This is a genomic window from Kineococcus sp. NPDC059986 (genome assembly GCF_040702905.1).
GTDB lineage: Bacteria > Actinomycetota > Actinomycetes > Actinomycetales > Kineococcaceae > Kineococcus.
Genome location: NZ_JBFBND010000043.1, coordinates 21,535 through 36,479 on the forward strand (window position 1 = coordinate 21,535; position 14,945 = coordinate 36,479).

Sequence of the window (14,945 nt, forward strand, 5' to 3'; positions counted from 1 at the left end):
GCATGAACCTGCAGGTACCAGCATCTTCACTCGACGACGAGGAGATCGACGTGGGCAACGGAGCTCGACGGCGTTGGAGGGTCACGGCGGCGGTCGTCGCACTGACCGCGACGGTGGCGCTCACCGGCTGCGGGTCGGGCAGCAGCGGTGGCGGTGACGGCAAGGTCACCCTGAAGTTCTCGCAGTGGTGGGACCCGGAACTGCCCAAGGGCGCTCTGCAGGGTCTGGTCGACGACTTCGAGAAGACGCACTCGAACATCGACGTGCAGCTCGTCAGCGGTCCGTACGCCAGCGTCCAGGACCAGACGTTCACCAACGCCGCGGCCGGGACGCTCTCGGACGTGGTCGGTCTCGACGGCGCCTGGGTCAGCGACCTGAAGAAGCAGGGCGCCCTCGCGAACCTCACCGACCTGATGAAGGAGAGCGGCTACGACGACTCCCAGCTGGCGGCCCAGGTGAAGGAGGACGGCTCCACCTACATGATCCCGGCCGTCAACTTCGTCTACCCGCTCTTCGTGAACACGGACCTGCTCGCGAAGGCCGGGGTGAGCGCGGTGCCCACGACGCGTTCGCAGTTCTCCGCGGCGGCGAGCAAGGTCACCGCCCTGGGCGGCCAGACGAAGGGCTGGGTCATCCCGCTCTCGACGCAGAACCCGAACGGCATCCAGAACGACCTCATGTCGTGGGCCTGGGCCTCCGGCGGCAGCATGCTCAAGGACGGTCAACCGGACGTCACCAACGCGCAGGTCACGTCGGCCGCGAACTTCGTCAAGAGCCTCTACGACGCGGGTGACGTGACCCCGGGCGCCCTGACGCTGCAGGAGACCGACAAGGTGACGGAGTTCACCAACGGCCGGGTCGGCATGATGATCGACTCGCTGTCGCACATCGACACGATCAAGCAGGCCGCGCCGAACCTGAAGTTCACCGTGGCCGCCATCCCCACGACCGACGGGTTCTCCGGCAAGCCGGGGATCCCCTACGCGGCCTGGGGCCTGGGCGTCTCGAACAGCTCCGACCACAAGAAGGAGGCCTTCGAGTTCGTCCAGTACCTCATGAGCAAGGACGTGAACTCCAAGCTGTCGACGCTCGCGAACGCCTTCCCCGGGAACAAGGAGTCCGCTCCGGACTTCACCGGCGCCGACCCGCTGTACCAGCAGGCGTTCGAGATCTACGGGAAGAGCACCCCGGTGAACGAGTTCGTCGGCCTGCCGACGTCGGAGGAGCTGATGCGCGACTTCGACACCAACTTCCAGAAGGCCCTCGCCGGGGACCAGAGCGTCGAGCAGGCCCTCGCCGCCACCCAGGCGGAGTGGAAGGAGAAGTTCTAGCGGACCGGACGCCGCCCAGGGTGCGGCCCGCACCGGGTCGCACCCCTCTCCTCCCACCAGACCCGACGAAGGAGTCCGCCATGGCGAACGCGCACGCCACCGCGGTCCGCGTGGCCCACCGCGCGAGCGGCGAGCGCAGACCGCGACGCAGCCTGCTCCCCTACGCCCTCATCACGCCGACGGCGGTCCTGCTGCTCGTGCTGATGATCCTCCCCCTCGTGATCGTCGTCGCGAACAGCCTGTCCTCGCAGGTGGTCACACGACCCGGCGGCGAGTTCGCCGGTCTCACCAACTTCTCGCAGGTCCTCACGGACCCGACCTTCTGGCCCGCCACCCTCAACACCGTCGTCTTCGCCGGCGCCAGCGTCGCGGTGCACCTGGTGATGGGGCTCTGCTTCGCACTCCTGCTCAACAGTCCGCTCATCGGCCGGACCACCGCGGGGATCTTCCGCACCGTCCTCATCCTGCCCTGGCTCTTCACCGCGGCGGTGATCGCCGTCCTCTGGCGGTTGATCCTCGCGCCCACCGGCGTCGTCAACTACGGGCTGGAGAGCATCGGCCTCATCCACGACACCGTCCAGTGGTTCGGCGACCCGTCCACCGCCCTCTTCGCGGTGACGGTCATGAACATCTGGGCGGGCTACCCGTTCTTCATGCTCAGCCTGCTCGCCGGCCTGCAGGGTGTCCCGGCGGAACTGCACGAGGCGGCGACCGTCGACGGGGCGGGCCCCTGGCAACGGTTCTGGAGCGTCACGCTCCCGCAACTGCGGCCCATCATCGTCTCGATGGCCATCCTCGACCTGCTGTGGACGACGCAGCAGTTCGCGCTCATCTGGCTGACGACGGGGGGCGGCCCCCTCGGCGTCACCGAGATGCTGTCCACCTTCACGTACAAGCTGGCCTTCGGGGACTACGACCTCGTCGAGGCGTCCGCTTCCGCCGTCCTGGTGCTCCTGTTCAGCCTCGTCGTCGCCGTCTTCTACGTGCGCCACCAGCGGAGGGCCGACGCATGACCACGACGACCGCGCAACGCACCCGCGTCCAGCGGGCCGGTGTCCTCGCCGCGCTGACGGTGGCGGCGGCCGTCGCGGGCTTCCCCGTGGCCTGGATGCTCATCAGCTCGTTCAAGACCAACACCGAGGTCTTCGCCTACCCGCCGAGGATCATCACGAAGGGGTTCTCCCTCGACGCCTACACGGCCGTCCTGTCAGACCCGACCAAGCTGCGGTTCTTCCTCAACAGCTACCTCGTCGCCCTCTCGGTGACCCTCGTGACCCTCGTCGTCGCCGTGCTCGCGGCCTACGCCTTCAGCCGGTACGAGTTCCGGGGCAAGGGGCTGGTGACCACGGTCATCATCGGGGTCCAGGCGGTTCCGCCGATCACCCTCATCATCCCCTACTTCAGCCTCATCGTGGCCCTCGGCCTGTACAACTCCTACCTCGGCCTGATCCTGACGTACACGGTCTTCACCGTCCCCTACGCGGTCATCATGATGACGAGCTACTTCGACACGTTGCCGCGGGAGCTCGACGAGGCCGTGAAGGTCGACGGCGCCGGGCCGCTCACGGCCCTGTTCAGGATCCTCGTGCCGATCGCCCTGCCCGGGATCGTCTCCGTGGGGGTCTACACGTTCATGATCGCCTGGAACGAGTACCTCTTCGCGCTGACGCTGACCCAGACCACGGACAGGCGGACGCTGCCCATCGGCATCCAGCTGCTGCTCGGCCAGACCACGCAGAACTGGTCCGAACTCATGGCGATGAGCCTCCTGGGGATCCTCCCGGTCCTCGTCCTCTTCCTCCTCTTCCAACGATGGTTCATCGGAGGACTCACCTCCGGTGCCGTCAAGAGCTGACCCCACCCACCGATCAGGAGAAACCACACGTGCTCATCAACGGCAACGACCTGCTGTCCGTCGCGAACTCCCACGACTTCGCGGTGCCGGCCTTCAACATCAGCGACTGGGCGATGCTCCTCGGGATCATCGCCGTCAGCGAGGAGGAGGACTCACCGCTCATCGTCGCGATCCACCCGGACGAACTCCGGCACATCACCACCGACGCGATGCCGTCGATCGTGAGGGTCGCCGAGAGGGCGAAGGTCCCGGTGACGATCCACCTCGACCACGGCGCCTCCTACGAGCAGGCCCTGCTGGCGATCCAGTGCGGCTTCACCTCGGTGATGATCGACGCGTCGATGCTCCCCTTCGAGGAGAACGCGGCCGTCGTGCGCAGGGTCGTCGAGGCCGCGCACGCGGTCGGCCTGTCCGTCGAGGGCGAACTGGGGACGATCGGCAAGACCGACGGGTACGCCGAGGCCGGCAGCGACGACATCATCTACACGAAGCCGGCCGAGGCGGCGCGGTTCGTCGCCGAGACCGGCGTCGACAGCCTCGCCATCGCCATCGGCACCCGGCACGGCCTGTACCCGTCGTCGCTGAAACCGGAGCTGAAGCTCGACCTGCTCGCGGAGATCAAGGAGGCCGCGCCGCTGCCCCTCGTCCTGCACGGCGGGTCGAACAACCCCGACGACGAGATCGGACGTTCGGTCACGCTGGGCATCAACAAGATCAACATCTCCTCCGACATCAAGGTCGCCTACCACCGCGCGGTGCGGGGGGTCCTCGAGGCGGACGAGCAGGTGCGCGAACCCAACGTCGTCCAGCCGCCCGCGCTGGCGGCGATGAAGGTCGTCGCCGCCCAGAAGATCCACCTGTTCGAGGCGGCCGGGAAGGCCTCCCTCTACTGATGTCCGCAGCCCCACGACCAGCTCCCCACCCGGCCGAGGTCCTGCTGGGACTGGGGAACACGGTCGACCACGAACTCGTCTGGGACGACCGGGTGGTCTCCGGGCTGCTGCACGAGCAGGGCGTGTCCGTCGGCGACGGCGCGGGCCCGGGCCCGCTGGAGACCGAGGCCGACCTCCTGCGCGCCCTGCTCCTGCACCTGCGGGAGGGGACGGGCGGCGAGCACTTCGCCGCCTCCCCGGAGGTGCTGCTCCGGTTCGCGTCGCGGTTCGCCCGCGTCACCACGATCGGCGGCACCAACGTCCGGGCCGCGCTGGCCCTGCGCGCGCTCGGGCGCCCGTCCACGGTCCACCTCGTCAGCACCAACGAGCAGTTCCGGCGCCTCCTGCCCGACGACGTCGCGACGGTGTCGAGCGCACAGGAGGACACGCTGGACCCGCACGTCATCGTGCAGTTCCCGGGCGGGGCGACGGTGCAGGCGCTCGACGGTCCCGTGACCGCTCCGCGCCCCGACCGCGTCATCTTCACCAACGACGCGCCGAACCGGGAGCTGCGCATCGCCGAGGCCTTCGGCGACGCGGTGGCCCGGGCACGGGTGGTCCTGCTGTCGGGTTTCAACTCCCTGCAGGACCCGGACCTGCTCGAACGCCGGCTGGCCGACGTGCTGCGCCACCTCACCCGCCGGGCCGACGGTTCCGTCGTGGTCTACGAGCACTCGGCGTTCCACGTCCGGGGGTTCTCCGACCGGGTGCGCGAGGTCCTCGGACCGCACGTGGACCTCTGGTCCGGCAACGAGGACGAGCTGCAGGAGCACCTGGGCCGCACCGTCGACCTCCTCGACCCCGTCGACGTCCTGGCCGCGGCCCGGCGGCTGCACGCCGACGTGGGCGCCCCCTCGCTCGTCGTCCACACCCGGCACTGGGCGCTGGCGGTCGGGGGCCCGAGCCGACGCCGGGAGGCGGTGCTGGCGGGTGGCACCACCCTCGCGGCGGCGCGCTGCGCGTTCGGCGACGCCCTGCAGCCGTCCCACCTCCGCGACGTCGAGGGCTGGCCCCTGCAGGCCGAGGGCGCGCGGTTCGCCGCCGCCGTGCAGGCCCTGGGCGAGGACGTCTCCTGCCGACCCGCCCACCGGGTGCCCACCGTGGCGCCGACGACCATCGGCCTGGGCGACACGTTCGTCGGCGGGGTGGTGGCCGCCCTGGCGGAGCTGGAGGTGCCTACAGCTCGCCGGTGAGGAACTGGGCGCGGCCGTGGCCGAAGGACCAGTCGGCGTCGCCGTTCTCGACGATGGAGACGACGACGTCGCTGCCGGCCGTGCCCACCGCCTCGAGGTTGCGGACGAGCAGGCGGTGGAACTCCACCTTCTGCTCCTGCGGCCGGGCCCGGCTCGTCACCTGCAGCAGGACGACACCGTCGGTGCGCTCGATGCCCAGACCGGTGTCGTGGACGACGAGCTCACCGGCCGGGTGCTGGTGCACGACCTGGTAGCGGTCACCGACCGGGACCTCGAACGCCTCGACGACGGCCGCGTGGGCGGCGTCGAGCAGGGCACGCAACTGCGCCGGGGACCGGCCGGCGACGACGTCGAAGCGGAGCAGGGGCACGTCAACCTCCTCATAGTTTGTCCTGTCATTGTGACATGAATTCACCGCGTGGTGGCGCGGTCGTGTCCCGGACGACGAGGTGGGGTTCGACCAGGACGTCCCGCCCGCCCGCGTGCTCGACGTCCTCGAGCCGTTCGAGGGCGAGCCGCACGGCGGCCCGCGCCTGCCCGGCCGGGTCCTGCCCCACCGATGTCAACCGCACGTGCCCGAGCCGCGCGAGCTGGCTGTCGTCGTAACCGGTCACCGAGACCTGCTGCGGCACCTGGACACCGGCCCGGAGCAGCGTGTCGAGGACGCCGAGGGCGACGCGGTCGTTGGCCGCCACGACGGCCGTGGGCGGCCCCTGGGCGGTGAGCAGTCGCTGCGTCGCCAGGACGCCGGCCTCCTCGTCGAAACCCGCCTCGACGGTGCGGGCGCCCACCCCGCGCTCCGCCGCCGCGGCCTCGAAGGCGGCACGGCGGTCGGCCGCGATGTCCCCCGACCCCCCGGAGACGTGGACGAGCTCGCGGTGCCCCAGCGCCGCGAGGTGCTCCACGACGAGGCGCAGGCCCACCGCCTCCGAGGCCCGCACCACGTCCGGTCCCCCACCCGCCCCGCCGTCGGGCCCCGTCCGCGGACGACAACCGAAGACCACCGTCGGCGTCCGCGCGTCCCACCCGCGCAGCTCCTCCGTCGCGGCCTCCGGCCCGAGCAGCAGCAGCGCCTCGCAGCGGGAGTCCAGCAACGTCTCGACCGCCGCCCGCTCCCCGCGGGTCCGCGTCACCGGCGCCAGGACGAGGTCGTACCCGGCGTCCTCGGCCGCCGACTGCAGCTCCTCGACGAGTTCGGCGTGGAACGCGTTGCGCACGGTCATCGTCACGCCCAGCAGGCGGGTGCGGCGCAGGGCGAGCGAACTGGCCGCCCGGTCCGGTCGGTAGCCCAGCTCCTCGGCGGCCCGCAGCACGCGCGCGGTCGTCTCCGCGCTCGGCCCCGGGGCACCGCGCAGCGCGAGCGACACCATCCCCTTGGAGATGCCGGCGCGGGCCGCCACGTCGCTGATGGTCGGGCGGCCCGACGGGAGCTGCGGCACGGGTTCCTCCTCGGACGGCTTGACACCGGAACGTGTCGAACCGATTCTAGTCGATGTCTTTCAAACCGGTTTGAAAGCCCTTTCGCGCACCGACGACGGTGCGCGCCCCCGCTCCCGGAAGGCTCCCCGTGTCCTCTCCCCGCACGCGTCCCCTGGGCGTCGCCGTCATCGGTGCCGGCATGGCCGGCCGCGCCCACCTCGCCGGGTACCGCGCCGCCACGACACTGTCCGGCGGCCCGTACGGCGAGGGCCTGCCCCCCGTCCGCCTCGTGGCCGTCGCCGACGCGCACGCCCCGTTCGCGCACGCCGCGGCCACCCGCTACGGCTACGACCGGGCCGAGACGTCCTGGCAGGCCGTCGCGGAAGCCGACGACGTCGACGCCGTCAGCGTCGTCGTCGCGAACCGCCTGCACCGCGAGGTCGTCGAGGGCTTGCTCGCCGCCGGCAAGCACGTGCTGTGCGAGAAGCCCCTGGCCCCCTCGGTCGCCGACGCCGAGGCCATGGTGGCCGCGGCCGCCGCGCACCCCGACCAGGTCGCCGCCGTCGGGTTCACGTACCGCCGCTCCCCCGCGGTCGCCGCCGTGCAGGCGCACCTCGCCGGGGGCCACCTCGGCGCCGTGCAGCACGTGAACCTGCACTACTGGTGCGACTACGGGGCCGACCCGCAGGCACCCATGAGCTGGCGCTACCGCGGTGCACCCGGGTCGGGGGTGCTCGCCGACGTCGGCAGCCACCTCGTCGACCTCGGCGAGTTCCTCGCCGGCCCGCTCGCCTCGGTGCACGGGACGGTCATGTCCCGCGTCCACGCCCGCCGGCCGGTCCCCCTCGGCGCCGTCGTCGGGCACGCCCTGGCGGCCGTCGGCGACGAGTTCGAGGACGTCGGGAACGAGGACCTCGTGACCTTCACCGCCCGGTTCGAGGGCGGCGCCACCGGCACGTTCTCGGCCTCCCGCGTCGCGCACGGGCTGCCCAACGGCCTGGGGTTCGAGGTGTTCTGCGAGAAGGGGGCCGTCGCGTTCGACCTCAACCGGACGGGTGAGTTCACCATCGCCGACCACAGCGCACCCGGCGGCCTGAACGGGTACCGGCAGGTGCTCGTCGGCCCGGCCCACCCCTACGTGGCCGGCGGCCTGCCCATGGACTTCCCCAGCGTCGGGCACGGCCAGAGCGACTTCTTCACGTTCCAGTGCCGGGCGTTCCTCGACGAGGTCGCCGGGGGCGTCGGAACCCCGCTCGGCGACCTGCCCGTCGTCCCCCCACTGGCCCACGGCCTGCACAACCTGCGCGTCCTCGACGCCGTCGCCTCCGCCTGGGAAGGAACCCTCTGGTGAAGCTCGGCGTGTACGACGCGGTCCTGCACGACCGTCCGCTGCCCGAGGCGCTGACGGTGGTCGCCGACCTCGGTCTGACGGGGATCGAACTGAACTCCGGCGGGTTCCTCCCGCCCGTGCACATCCCCACCTTCGACGACGTCCTCGTCAGCGACACCGCGCGCGACGACTTCCTCGGGATCTTCGAGGGCACCGGGGTCTCGCTCGCGGGACTGAACTGCAACGGCAACCCCCTGCACCCGGACCCGGTCATCGGGGACCGGCACGCCGAGGACGTCCGCCGCTCGATCCGGCTGGCCCACCGCCTCGGCGAGCACCGCGTCGTGACGATGTCCGGTCTCCCCGGCGCCGAGCCCGGGGCGACCCGGCCGACCTGGGTGGTCAACGCGTGGAACTCGCGCGACCTCGACGTCCTCGACCACCAGTGGTCGGTGGCGGTCCCGTTCTGGACCGAGGTCGACGCGCTGGCCCGCGACCACGACGTCAAGGTCGCCCTGGAGCTGCACCCGCAGAACATCGTCTTCAACCCGGCGAGCACGCGGGAACTCCTCGAGCGCACCGGAGCCACCCACCTCGGTGTCGAACTCGACGCCTCGCACCTGTTCTGGCAGCAGATGGACCCGGTGGCCGTCGTGCGCGACCTGGGCCCGCTGGTGCTCCACGCGGCCGCCAAGGACGTCCGGATCAACCCCGCCGCCGCCGTCCACGGTGTGCTGGACAACCGGTTCCGTCGGCTGGACCCGTCGGAGGACCGCACGAACCTCGGTGGCGACGAGTGGGTCAACGAGTGGCCGAAGGACTCCGCGTGGGACTTCGTCGCGCTCGGCAAGGGCCACGACGTCGCGTTCTGGGCGGAGTTCCTCCGCGCCCTGCACGAGGTGGACCCCGACATGGTCTGCAACGTCGAGCACGAGGACGTCTCCCTCGGCCGGGTCGAGGGCCTCGAGGTCGCCGCGGGTGTCCTGCTGGAGGCCGCCCGCGTGGCGGGCGTCTGACGGGGTCTCCGGACGGGGGCGGGGACCGGGGGGCGCATGCTGGGCGCATGACGGTCGACGACGCCCCCGCGGTCCCCGCCACCGGACGGGCCGACGCGGTCCACGCCTGGTCGCTGGACCGCACCCTCAAGCGGATGCCGCTGCTCGACCTGCCCGAGCAGTTGCGGGCCCGCGGGTACCGCACGGTGCAGCTGTGCCACTTCCACCTGCCCCACCGCGACGCCGGGTACCTCGGGGAACTGCGCTCGGCCCTCGCCGCGGCCGGGGTCCAGCTCGACGCCCTCCTCGTCGACGACGGCGACCTGACCCACCCGCAGGACGGCGCGCGGCACGAGGCGTGGATCTCGGAGTGGGTGCGCGACGCCGAGGTCCTCGGCGCCCGGCGGGTGCGGGTCGTCGCCGGCAAGACCCGCACGGACACGGCGCACCGGGACAGCTCGGCCGCGCTGGGCCGCATCGCCGCTCGCGCCGGGGACGTGCGGGTCGTCACCGAGAACTGGTTCGGGGTCACGGCCGACGCGGCCGACGTCGCCGCGGTCCTCGACCCCCTCGACGGGGCCGTCGGCCTGCTCGTGGACCTCGGGAACTGGACGGGCCCGGACAAGTACGCCGACCTCGCGGCCGTCACCCGGTACGCCGAGACCTGCCACGCCAAGGCCCACTGGGACGGCCCGGACGGCGGCATCGACGCCGACGACTACCGCCGCAGCGTGTCCACGGTCCTGGAGAACGGGTACACCGGCCCGTTCTGCCTCGTCTACGACGCGGCGGACGACGACGAGTGGCGGGGTCTGGAGGTCCAGCGCGGGATCGTCCGGGAGCTGCTGTCCTGAGACCGGCCGGTTGAGCCGAACGTGGGTCGCGTGACCGACCCCCCTCAGTCCGGGCGCCGGGCGTGTCGATGAGGCAGTCATGCCTCGGGGACGCGGTCGCGCGCTGCGCTCGTACCTGGCCGTGCTGGTGGTCACGCCACTGCTGGCCGGGTCCGTCGCGACGGGCCTGCTCGTGGCCGACGAGAAGGACGTCGCCGACGACGCGCACGCCGCGACCCGCGCCGTCAGCGTCGCGCTGGCCGTCGAGCAGTTCCGGTCGGCGGTGTCCGGGGAGATCGCCCCCGCCGCCGGGAACGCCGCCCTCGACCAGCCGCGGGTCTACCTCAAGTTCGGGCTCACCGACGAGCAGGCGGCGGCGGTTCCCCGCAGCACGCTGCAGGCCATGGCCGCGCGCGCCCACGACCGGACCAACGACGCCCTCTGGGCGCTGTCGACGGCCGGCGGAACCGACGTCGACGGGGCCGAGCTCGGCGCACGGGTCAGCGCGGCGCGGGCGGCCGTCGCCCGCGACGTCAACGCCGGGTACTCCTCCTACGCGACGCTGCTCGGCGACGTCGACCAGTTGATGCAGCGCGAACTGACGCGCAGCCAGGGACTCGGCCTGGACCCCGCGGCGCAGGAGTCCCTCGACGACCTCGAGCAGTTGTCGCAGGTCGCCGCCGCCTTCGACGCCGCCTCCCGGTTGTACCTCGAGCAGCTCACGGTCCCGGACGTCCGCCCGTCGTTCGTCGCGGCCTGGGGCCTGTACGCGGCGCGCAACGACAAGCTCGGGACGTCGCTGAACGACACCTCGCTCATGAGCCTGTGGGCGCGCGCCGACACCACCCTCGCCTCCCGCCACGTGGAGGACATGCTCGCCGCGGGCGCCCTCGACGGCACGAGACCGGCCCTCGGCGACTTCACCATCGCGGCCATCGGCGGGTCCGAACGCGGCTGGTACTCCACCCAGACCACCACGGCCGCAGCCCGGTCGGTCACCGTCGCGACCGCGCGCAAGGCGCACGACGCGCAGCGGCGGCTGGTCTGGACGCTCGTGGTCGCCCTCGGGATCGGGGCCGTGACCACCGTCGCGACGGTGGTGGTCCACCGCAGGATCGAGCGGCCGCTGCGGGCCGTCTCGGGACAGTCCGAGAGCCTCCTGGCCGGGGTCCTCGTCGACGTCCCGGAGTCCGGACCGCGCGAGGTCCGGGCCGTCGCCCGCGGTCTGGCGACGGCCGTGGAGGGGCTGCGCCGGGTGCGCCTGCAGGCCGACGCCATCGCGGCCGGGGACCTGGACCACGACGTGACCCTGGAACCCCTCGAAGGTCCCCTCGGCGAACTCGTGCACTCCTCGGTGACCCAGCTCGTGTCCGCGTTCGCCGCCCGCCGCGACCTGCAGGAGCACCTGGAGCACGCGGCGACCCACGACCCCCTCACGGGGCTGGCGAACCGGGCCCGGGTGCTGCACCTGCTCGCGGCGGCGCTCGAACGGGACGAGGACCCGGTGCAAGGCGGGCCGGCGGACGGGCGGGTCGGTGTGTTCTTCGTCGACCTCGACCACTTCAAGGCCGTGAACGACACCCACGGGCACGCGGCGGGCGACCAGGTGCTGCAGGCCGTCGCCCACCGCATGCAGGACGCCCTGCGCGCCGGCGACGTCGTCGGGCGCCTCGGGGGCGACGAGTTCGTCGTGATCGTCGACGAGGTCTCCGACAGCGACCTCCTCGAGGAACTCGCCCGCCGTCTGGTCGCCACGGTGAGCAGTCCCATCGCCCTGCGCCGCACGCCGGGCTCACCGCTCGTGCAGGTGGGCGCGAGCATCGGCGTGGCCGTCGGGTCCCGGGCCGCCGTCGACGCCGCCGGTCTGCTCGAGCACGCCGACGCCGCCGTCTACCGGGCGAAGCGGGCCGGTCGCGGGGTCGTCCGCGTGTGGGACGGGGACCGCCCCGAGGGGTGGGACGAGCCGGCCGGAGTCGTCGTGGACAGCCGCAGCTCGAGCTGCTGAGTCCTTTCACCTCGCCTCCACGCGGTCCTCAAGGGCCGCTGGGAACGGTCGATGCTGAGAGGAGAACCGTCCCTCCCACCACCACCCGTCGACGCCGCCGCCGCGGCCGACGACAACGAGACGAGGACCGATGAGCGCTCTGGGCCGAGTGTCCATCCGCACCAAGCTGCTGATGCTCGGAGCCTCGGGCGGTGTGGTCATCGTCGGCCTGACCGGATGGAGCCTGCACACGGCCCAGGTGGTCCAGGCCGGCAACGACCGGGCCATCGCCCTCGCCACGTCCAACCGCGAGATGCTCGTGCTGGGCAGCCACATCGGCGACGTGCAGGTCGCCCTGCGCGACGCCCTCCTGGCGGGTTCGCCGGAGGCGGCCGCCCCGGCGACCGCGTCCTTCGCAGCCGCCAAGCAGTCCGCCGAGGAAGGCTGGACGACGTTCGACCAGAAGGCCCTGCCGACCCAGACCCGGGCCGCGGTGGCCTCCCTCCACGAGGACTACTCCGCCTACCTCGCCGACGCCCAGGAGCAGGTCGCGATCCTGCCGACCGTCGGGGCCGGCAGCCAGCTGGGCCAGGCCATGCTCGGCCAGATGGCGGCCTCCGCGGCCTCGATCTCCCTGGAGCAGAAGGTCGTCACCGACCTCATCGCCGAGCAGGACCGCGCCGCGCGCGCCGAGGCGTCCAGCGGTCAGGAGCACGGCCGGGTGCTGGGCCTGGCCGGAGCCGGTCTCGGACTGCTCGTGCTGCTGGTGGTCGCGCTGGCCGTGTTCCGCTCGATCATGCGCCGCATCAACAGCATGGTGAGCACGATGGACCTGGTCGCGCAGCGCGACCTGAGCGTCCCGGTGGACGCCGAGGGCACCGACGAGATCGCCACGATGGGCCGCTCCCTGGCCGCCACGCTGGCGAGCCTGCGGCAGACGATCTCCACCGTGGCCGACTCCACCGTCGCGGCCGTGGCGGCGTCGCAGGAGATGCAGGCCATCTCGGGCACGCTGGCGACCACGTCCCACGGTGCCGCCGCCCAGACCGCGGAGGTCTCCTCCTCGGCCCAGCAGGTGGCGGTGTCCGCGGCGACGATGAGCGCGGCGACGGAGGAGATGACGGCCTCGATCCAGGAGATCTCCTCGCAGACGGTGTCGGTCTCGGAGGTCGCCTCGCACGCGGTGGAGGCGGTCTCGCAGGCCTCGTCCGCCGTGGCCGACCTGCACACCGCCAGTGCGGAGATCGGTCAGATCATCCAGACCATCACCGCCATCGCGGCCCAGACCAACCTGCTGGCGCTCAACGCGACCATCGAGGCCGCCCGCGCCGGCGAGGCCGGGAAGAGCTTCGCGGTGGTCGCCGGCGAGGTGAAGGAACTGGCCGGGGAGACCTCCCGCGCCACCGACGACATCACCGCCAAGATCACCGCGATCCAGCACACCACCGCCGAGGCGGTCGCCCACATCGGGACGATCAGCGGGATCATCGAGGAGATCCACGCCAAGCAGACGACGATCTCGTCCGCCGTGGAGGAGCAGGCCGCGACGACGCGGGAACTGGCGCGGTCGGTCTCGGAGGTCAGTTCCACCGCGGAGGACATCTCCCGCGCCATCGTCGCGGTCAAGGGGTCGACCGACCGCACGACCGAGGCGTCCGACGTCACCAGCGCCGCGGCCGACAAGCTCGCCGAGTCGACCTCGGCGGCGCAGGCCTCGCTGGCCCAGTTCACGTACTGACGAGCGCACCGTGCGCACCCCACCCCACCGCCGCCCCCTGCCCGTGCGCTCTCCCGGAGGGAACACCGCCATGACCAGCCGACCCGCACTCCTGCGCCTCACCGCGGGAGCGGCCGCGTGCGCCGCCCTGCTCGCAGGACTCACCTCCTGCGGCGGAACGTCCGCCGCCCAGGCACCGGACCGCCCGCGGGCGCTCGTGGGGCTCATCACCAAGACCGAGGACAACGCGTACTTCAAGGCGCTGCGGGCCGGGGCCGAGCAGGAGGGCCGTGCGCTGGGCGTGCAGGTCACGTCCTACTCGGGCAAGGCGGACGACGACACGGCGACGCAGATCGCGGCGATCGGCGAACTCGTCGACGCCGGCGCCAGCGGCATCCTCATCACGCCCTCGGGCAAGGACGTGCTGCCCGCGATCGCGGCCGCGCGCTCCAAGGGCCTGCTCGTCGTGGCCCTGGACTCCCCCACGGACCCGGCCAGCGCGGTGGACACGACCTTCGCGACGGACAACTTCTCCGCCGGGGTCTCGATCGGCCAGTGGGCGAAGGCGCAGCTGGACCCGGCGACGGCGCGCATCGCGATGCTCGACCTGTCCAAGGAGCAGGTGCCCGTCGACGTCGCCCGCGACCAGGGTTTCCTCAAGGGTTTCGGCATCGACCTGGCCGACGCGGGTGTCATCGGCGACGAGGCCGACCCGCGGATCGTGGGGCACGCCCTCACGGGCGGCGACGCCGAGGGTGGCAAGAAGGCCATGGAGGAACTCCTGGCCAAGGACTCCTCGATCAACCTCGTCTACACCATCAACGAGGGATCGGCGATCGGCGCCTACGAAGCGCTGGAGGCGGCCGGCCGGGCGAAGGACACCGTCATCGTGTCGATCGACGGGGGCTGCGCGGGCATCGACGCCGTCAAGGCCGGGCACATCGGTGCGACCGCCATGCAGTACCCGCTGCGCATGGCGCGACTGGGTCTGGACGCCGTCCTGGACCACTCCCTGACCGGTGACGTGCCGAAGGCCACGGCCGGTCTGGAGTTCTTCGACACCGGATCCCAGCTCGTCACCGACAAGCCGGTGAACGGCCTCTACAGCAAGGACTCCACCTGGGCGGCCGACCACTGCTGGGGCGGCTGAGGACCACCTCCGGGAACTCCTGACCGGTGGCGCCCCGCAGGGCACCACCGGTCAGCGGTGCGGAGTTCAGAGGTCGGAGGTCAGGCGACCGCGTGCTCCTCGGCCGGCAGCGTGACGGCGCCGGTCATGATGGCCACACCCTCACCCATCGTGTGCGACTGCGGAGTGATCACCGCCGCCCGACGACCCAACCGCTGCACATGGAT

The 14,945-nt window shown here is 72.1% G+C and carries 13 protein-coding genes and 1 pseudogene; 11 read left to right on the top strand and 3 right to left on the bottom strand.

The window, feature by feature from the left end; all coding sequences use genetic code 11:
• The first annotated feature begins 50 nt into the window (after nt 1-50).
• The 5 genes from AB0637_RS22065 (at nt 51) to AB0637_RS22085 (ending at nt 5,311) form a co-directional block, all read left to right on the top strand.
• Entirely contained in the window at nt 51-1,331 is a 1,281-nt protein-coding gene (locus tag AB0637_RS22065) for a sugar ABC transporter substrate-binding protein (RefSeq protein ID WP_366174843.1), read from the top strand.
• A gap of 80 nt (nt 1,332-1,411) precedes the next feature.
• A complete protein-coding gene (locus AB0637_RS22070; RefSeq protein WP_366174844.1) occupies nt 1,412-2,344 on the top strand; it encodes a sugar ABC transporter permease in 933 nt (310 codons plus the stop codon).
• Nucleotides 2,341-3,186, top strand: a complete 846-nt coding sequence (locus AB0637_RS22075; protein ID WP_366174845.1) for a carbohydrate ABC transporter permease — start codon at nt 2,341-2,343, stop codon at nt 3,184-3,186. The genes AB0637_RS22070 and AB0637_RS22075 overlap by 4 nt, the downstream gene beginning before the upstream one ends.
• Before the next feature lie 29 nt (nt 3,187-3,215).
• Nucleotides 3,216-4,079 carry a ketose-bisphosphate aldolase gene (locus tag AB0637_RS22080; RefSeq protein ID WP_366174846.1) on the top strand — a complete coding sequence of 288 codons (864 nt, stop codon included), beginning with the start codon at nt 3,216-3,218 and terminating at the stop codon, nt 4,077-4,079.
• Nucleotides 4,079-5,311: an ADP-dependent glucokinase/phosphofructokinase gene (locus tag AB0637_RS22085; RefSeq protein ID WP_366174847.1), complete on the top strand. Its 1,233-nt coding sequence runs from the start codon at nt 4,079-4,081 to the stop codon at nt 5,309-5,311. Before AB0637_RS22080 ends, AB0637_RS22085 begins: the two co-directional genes overlap by 1 nt.
• Here the strand turns inward: AB0637_RS22085 and AB0637_RS22090 are convergent.
• Both AB0637_RS22090 and AB0637_RS22095 read right to left on the bottom strand, forming a co-directional pair.
• A complete protein-coding gene (locus AB0637_RS22090) occupies nt 5,295-5,681 on the bottom strand; it encodes a tautomerase family protein (protein ID WP_366174848.1) in 387 nt (128 codons plus the stop codon). The two genes, AB0637_RS22085 and AB0637_RS22090, sit on opposite strands and share 17 nt — an antisense overlap.
• 25 nt (nt 5,682-5,706) lie before the next feature.
• A complete protein-coding gene (locus AB0637_RS22095) occupies nt 5,707-6,750 on the bottom strand; it encodes a LacI family DNA-binding transcriptional regulator (RefSeq protein ID WP_366174849.1) in 1,044 nt (347 codons plus the stop codon).
• Between the two features lie 128 nt (nt 6,751-6,878).
• Here AB0637_RS22095 and AB0637_RS22100 point away from each other — a divergent pair, with 128 nt between their 5' ends.
• The 6 genes from AB0637_RS22100 (at nt 6,879) to AB0637_RS22125 (ending at nt 14,739) form a co-directional block, all read left to right on the top strand.
• Nucleotides 6,879-8,081 carry a Gfo/Idh/MocA family oxidoreductase gene (locus AB0637_RS22100; RefSeq protein ID WP_366174850.1) on the top strand — a complete coding sequence of 401 codons (1,203 nt, stop codon included), beginning with the start codon at nt 6,879-6,881 and terminating at the stop codon, nt 8,079-8,081.
• Nucleotides 8,078-9,076 (top strand): sugar phosphate isomerase/epimerase, encoded by a 999-nt coding sequence (locus AB0637_RS22105; RefSeq protein WP_366174851.1) that lies wholly within the window; start codon nt 8,078-8,080, stop codon nt 9,074-9,076. The genes AB0637_RS22100 and AB0637_RS22105 overlap by 4 nt, the downstream gene beginning before the upstream one ends.
• A gap of 47 nt (nt 9,077-9,123) precedes the next feature.
• Nucleotides 9,124-9,909: a TIM barrel protein gene (locus AB0637_RS22110; RefSeq protein ID WP_366174852.1), complete on the top strand. Its 786-nt coding sequence runs from the start codon at nt 9,124-9,126 to the stop codon at nt 9,907-9,909.
• A 79-nt stretch (nt 9,910-9,988) separates the two neighbouring features.
• A complete protein-coding gene (locus AB0637_RS22115) occupies nt 9,989-11,893 on the top strand; it encodes a GGDEF domain-containing protein (protein WP_366174853.1) in 1,905 nt (634 codons plus the stop codon).
• Between the two features lie 130 nt (nt 11,894-12,023).
• The gene (locus AB0637_RS22120) at nt 12,024-13,610 is read left to right on the top strand and encodes a methyl-accepting chemotaxis protein (RefSeq protein ID WP_366174854.1); all 1,587 of its coding nucleotides are present in this window, start codon (nt 12,024-12,026) and stop codon (nt 13,608-13,610) included.
• 70 nt (nt 13,611-13,680) lie between these two features.
• Nucleotides 13,681-14,739 carry a substrate-binding domain-containing protein gene (locus tag AB0637_RS22125; RefSeq protein ID WP_366174855.1) on the top strand — a complete coding sequence of 353 codons (1,059 nt, stop codon included), beginning with the start codon at nt 13,681-13,683 and terminating at the stop codon, nt 14,737-14,739.
• Between the two features lie 80 nt (nt 14,740-14,819).
• Here AB0637_RS22125 and AB0637_RS22130 read toward each other — a convergent pair.
• Nucleotides 14,820-14,945, bottom strand: a pseudogene (locus AB0637_RS22130) (sugar ABC transporter ATP-binding protein); the annotation flags it as partial.

Coding starts and splice junctions, on each gene's coding strand:
- AB0637_RS22070 (WP_366174844.1), top strand. CDS start 1,412: ATGGCGAACGCGCACGCCACCGCGGTCCGCGTGGCCCACCGCGCGAGC.
- AB0637_RS22075 (WP_366174845.1), top strand. CDS start 2,341: ATGACCACGACGACCGCGCAACGCACCCGCGTCCAGCGGGCCGGTGTC.
- AB0637_RS22085 (WP_366174847.1), top strand. CDS start 4,079: ATGTCCGCAGCCCCACGACCAGCTCCCCACCCGGCCGAGGTCCTGCTG.
- AB0637_RS22110 (WP_366174852.1), top strand. CDS start 9,124: ATGACGGTCGACGACGCCCCCGCGGTCCCCGCCACCGGACGGGCCGAC.
- AB0637_RS22115 (WP_366174853.1), top strand. CDS start 9,989: ATGCCTCGGGGACGCGGTCGCGCGCTGCGCTCGTACCTGGCCGTGCTG.
- AB0637_RS22120 (WP_366174854.1), top strand. CDS start 12,024: ATGAGCGCTCTGGGCCGAGTGTCCATCCGCACCAAGCTGCTGATGCTC.
- AB0637_RS22125 (WP_366174855.1), top strand. CDS start 13,681: ATGACCAGCCGACCCGCACTCCTGCGCCTCACCGCGGGAGCGGCCGCG.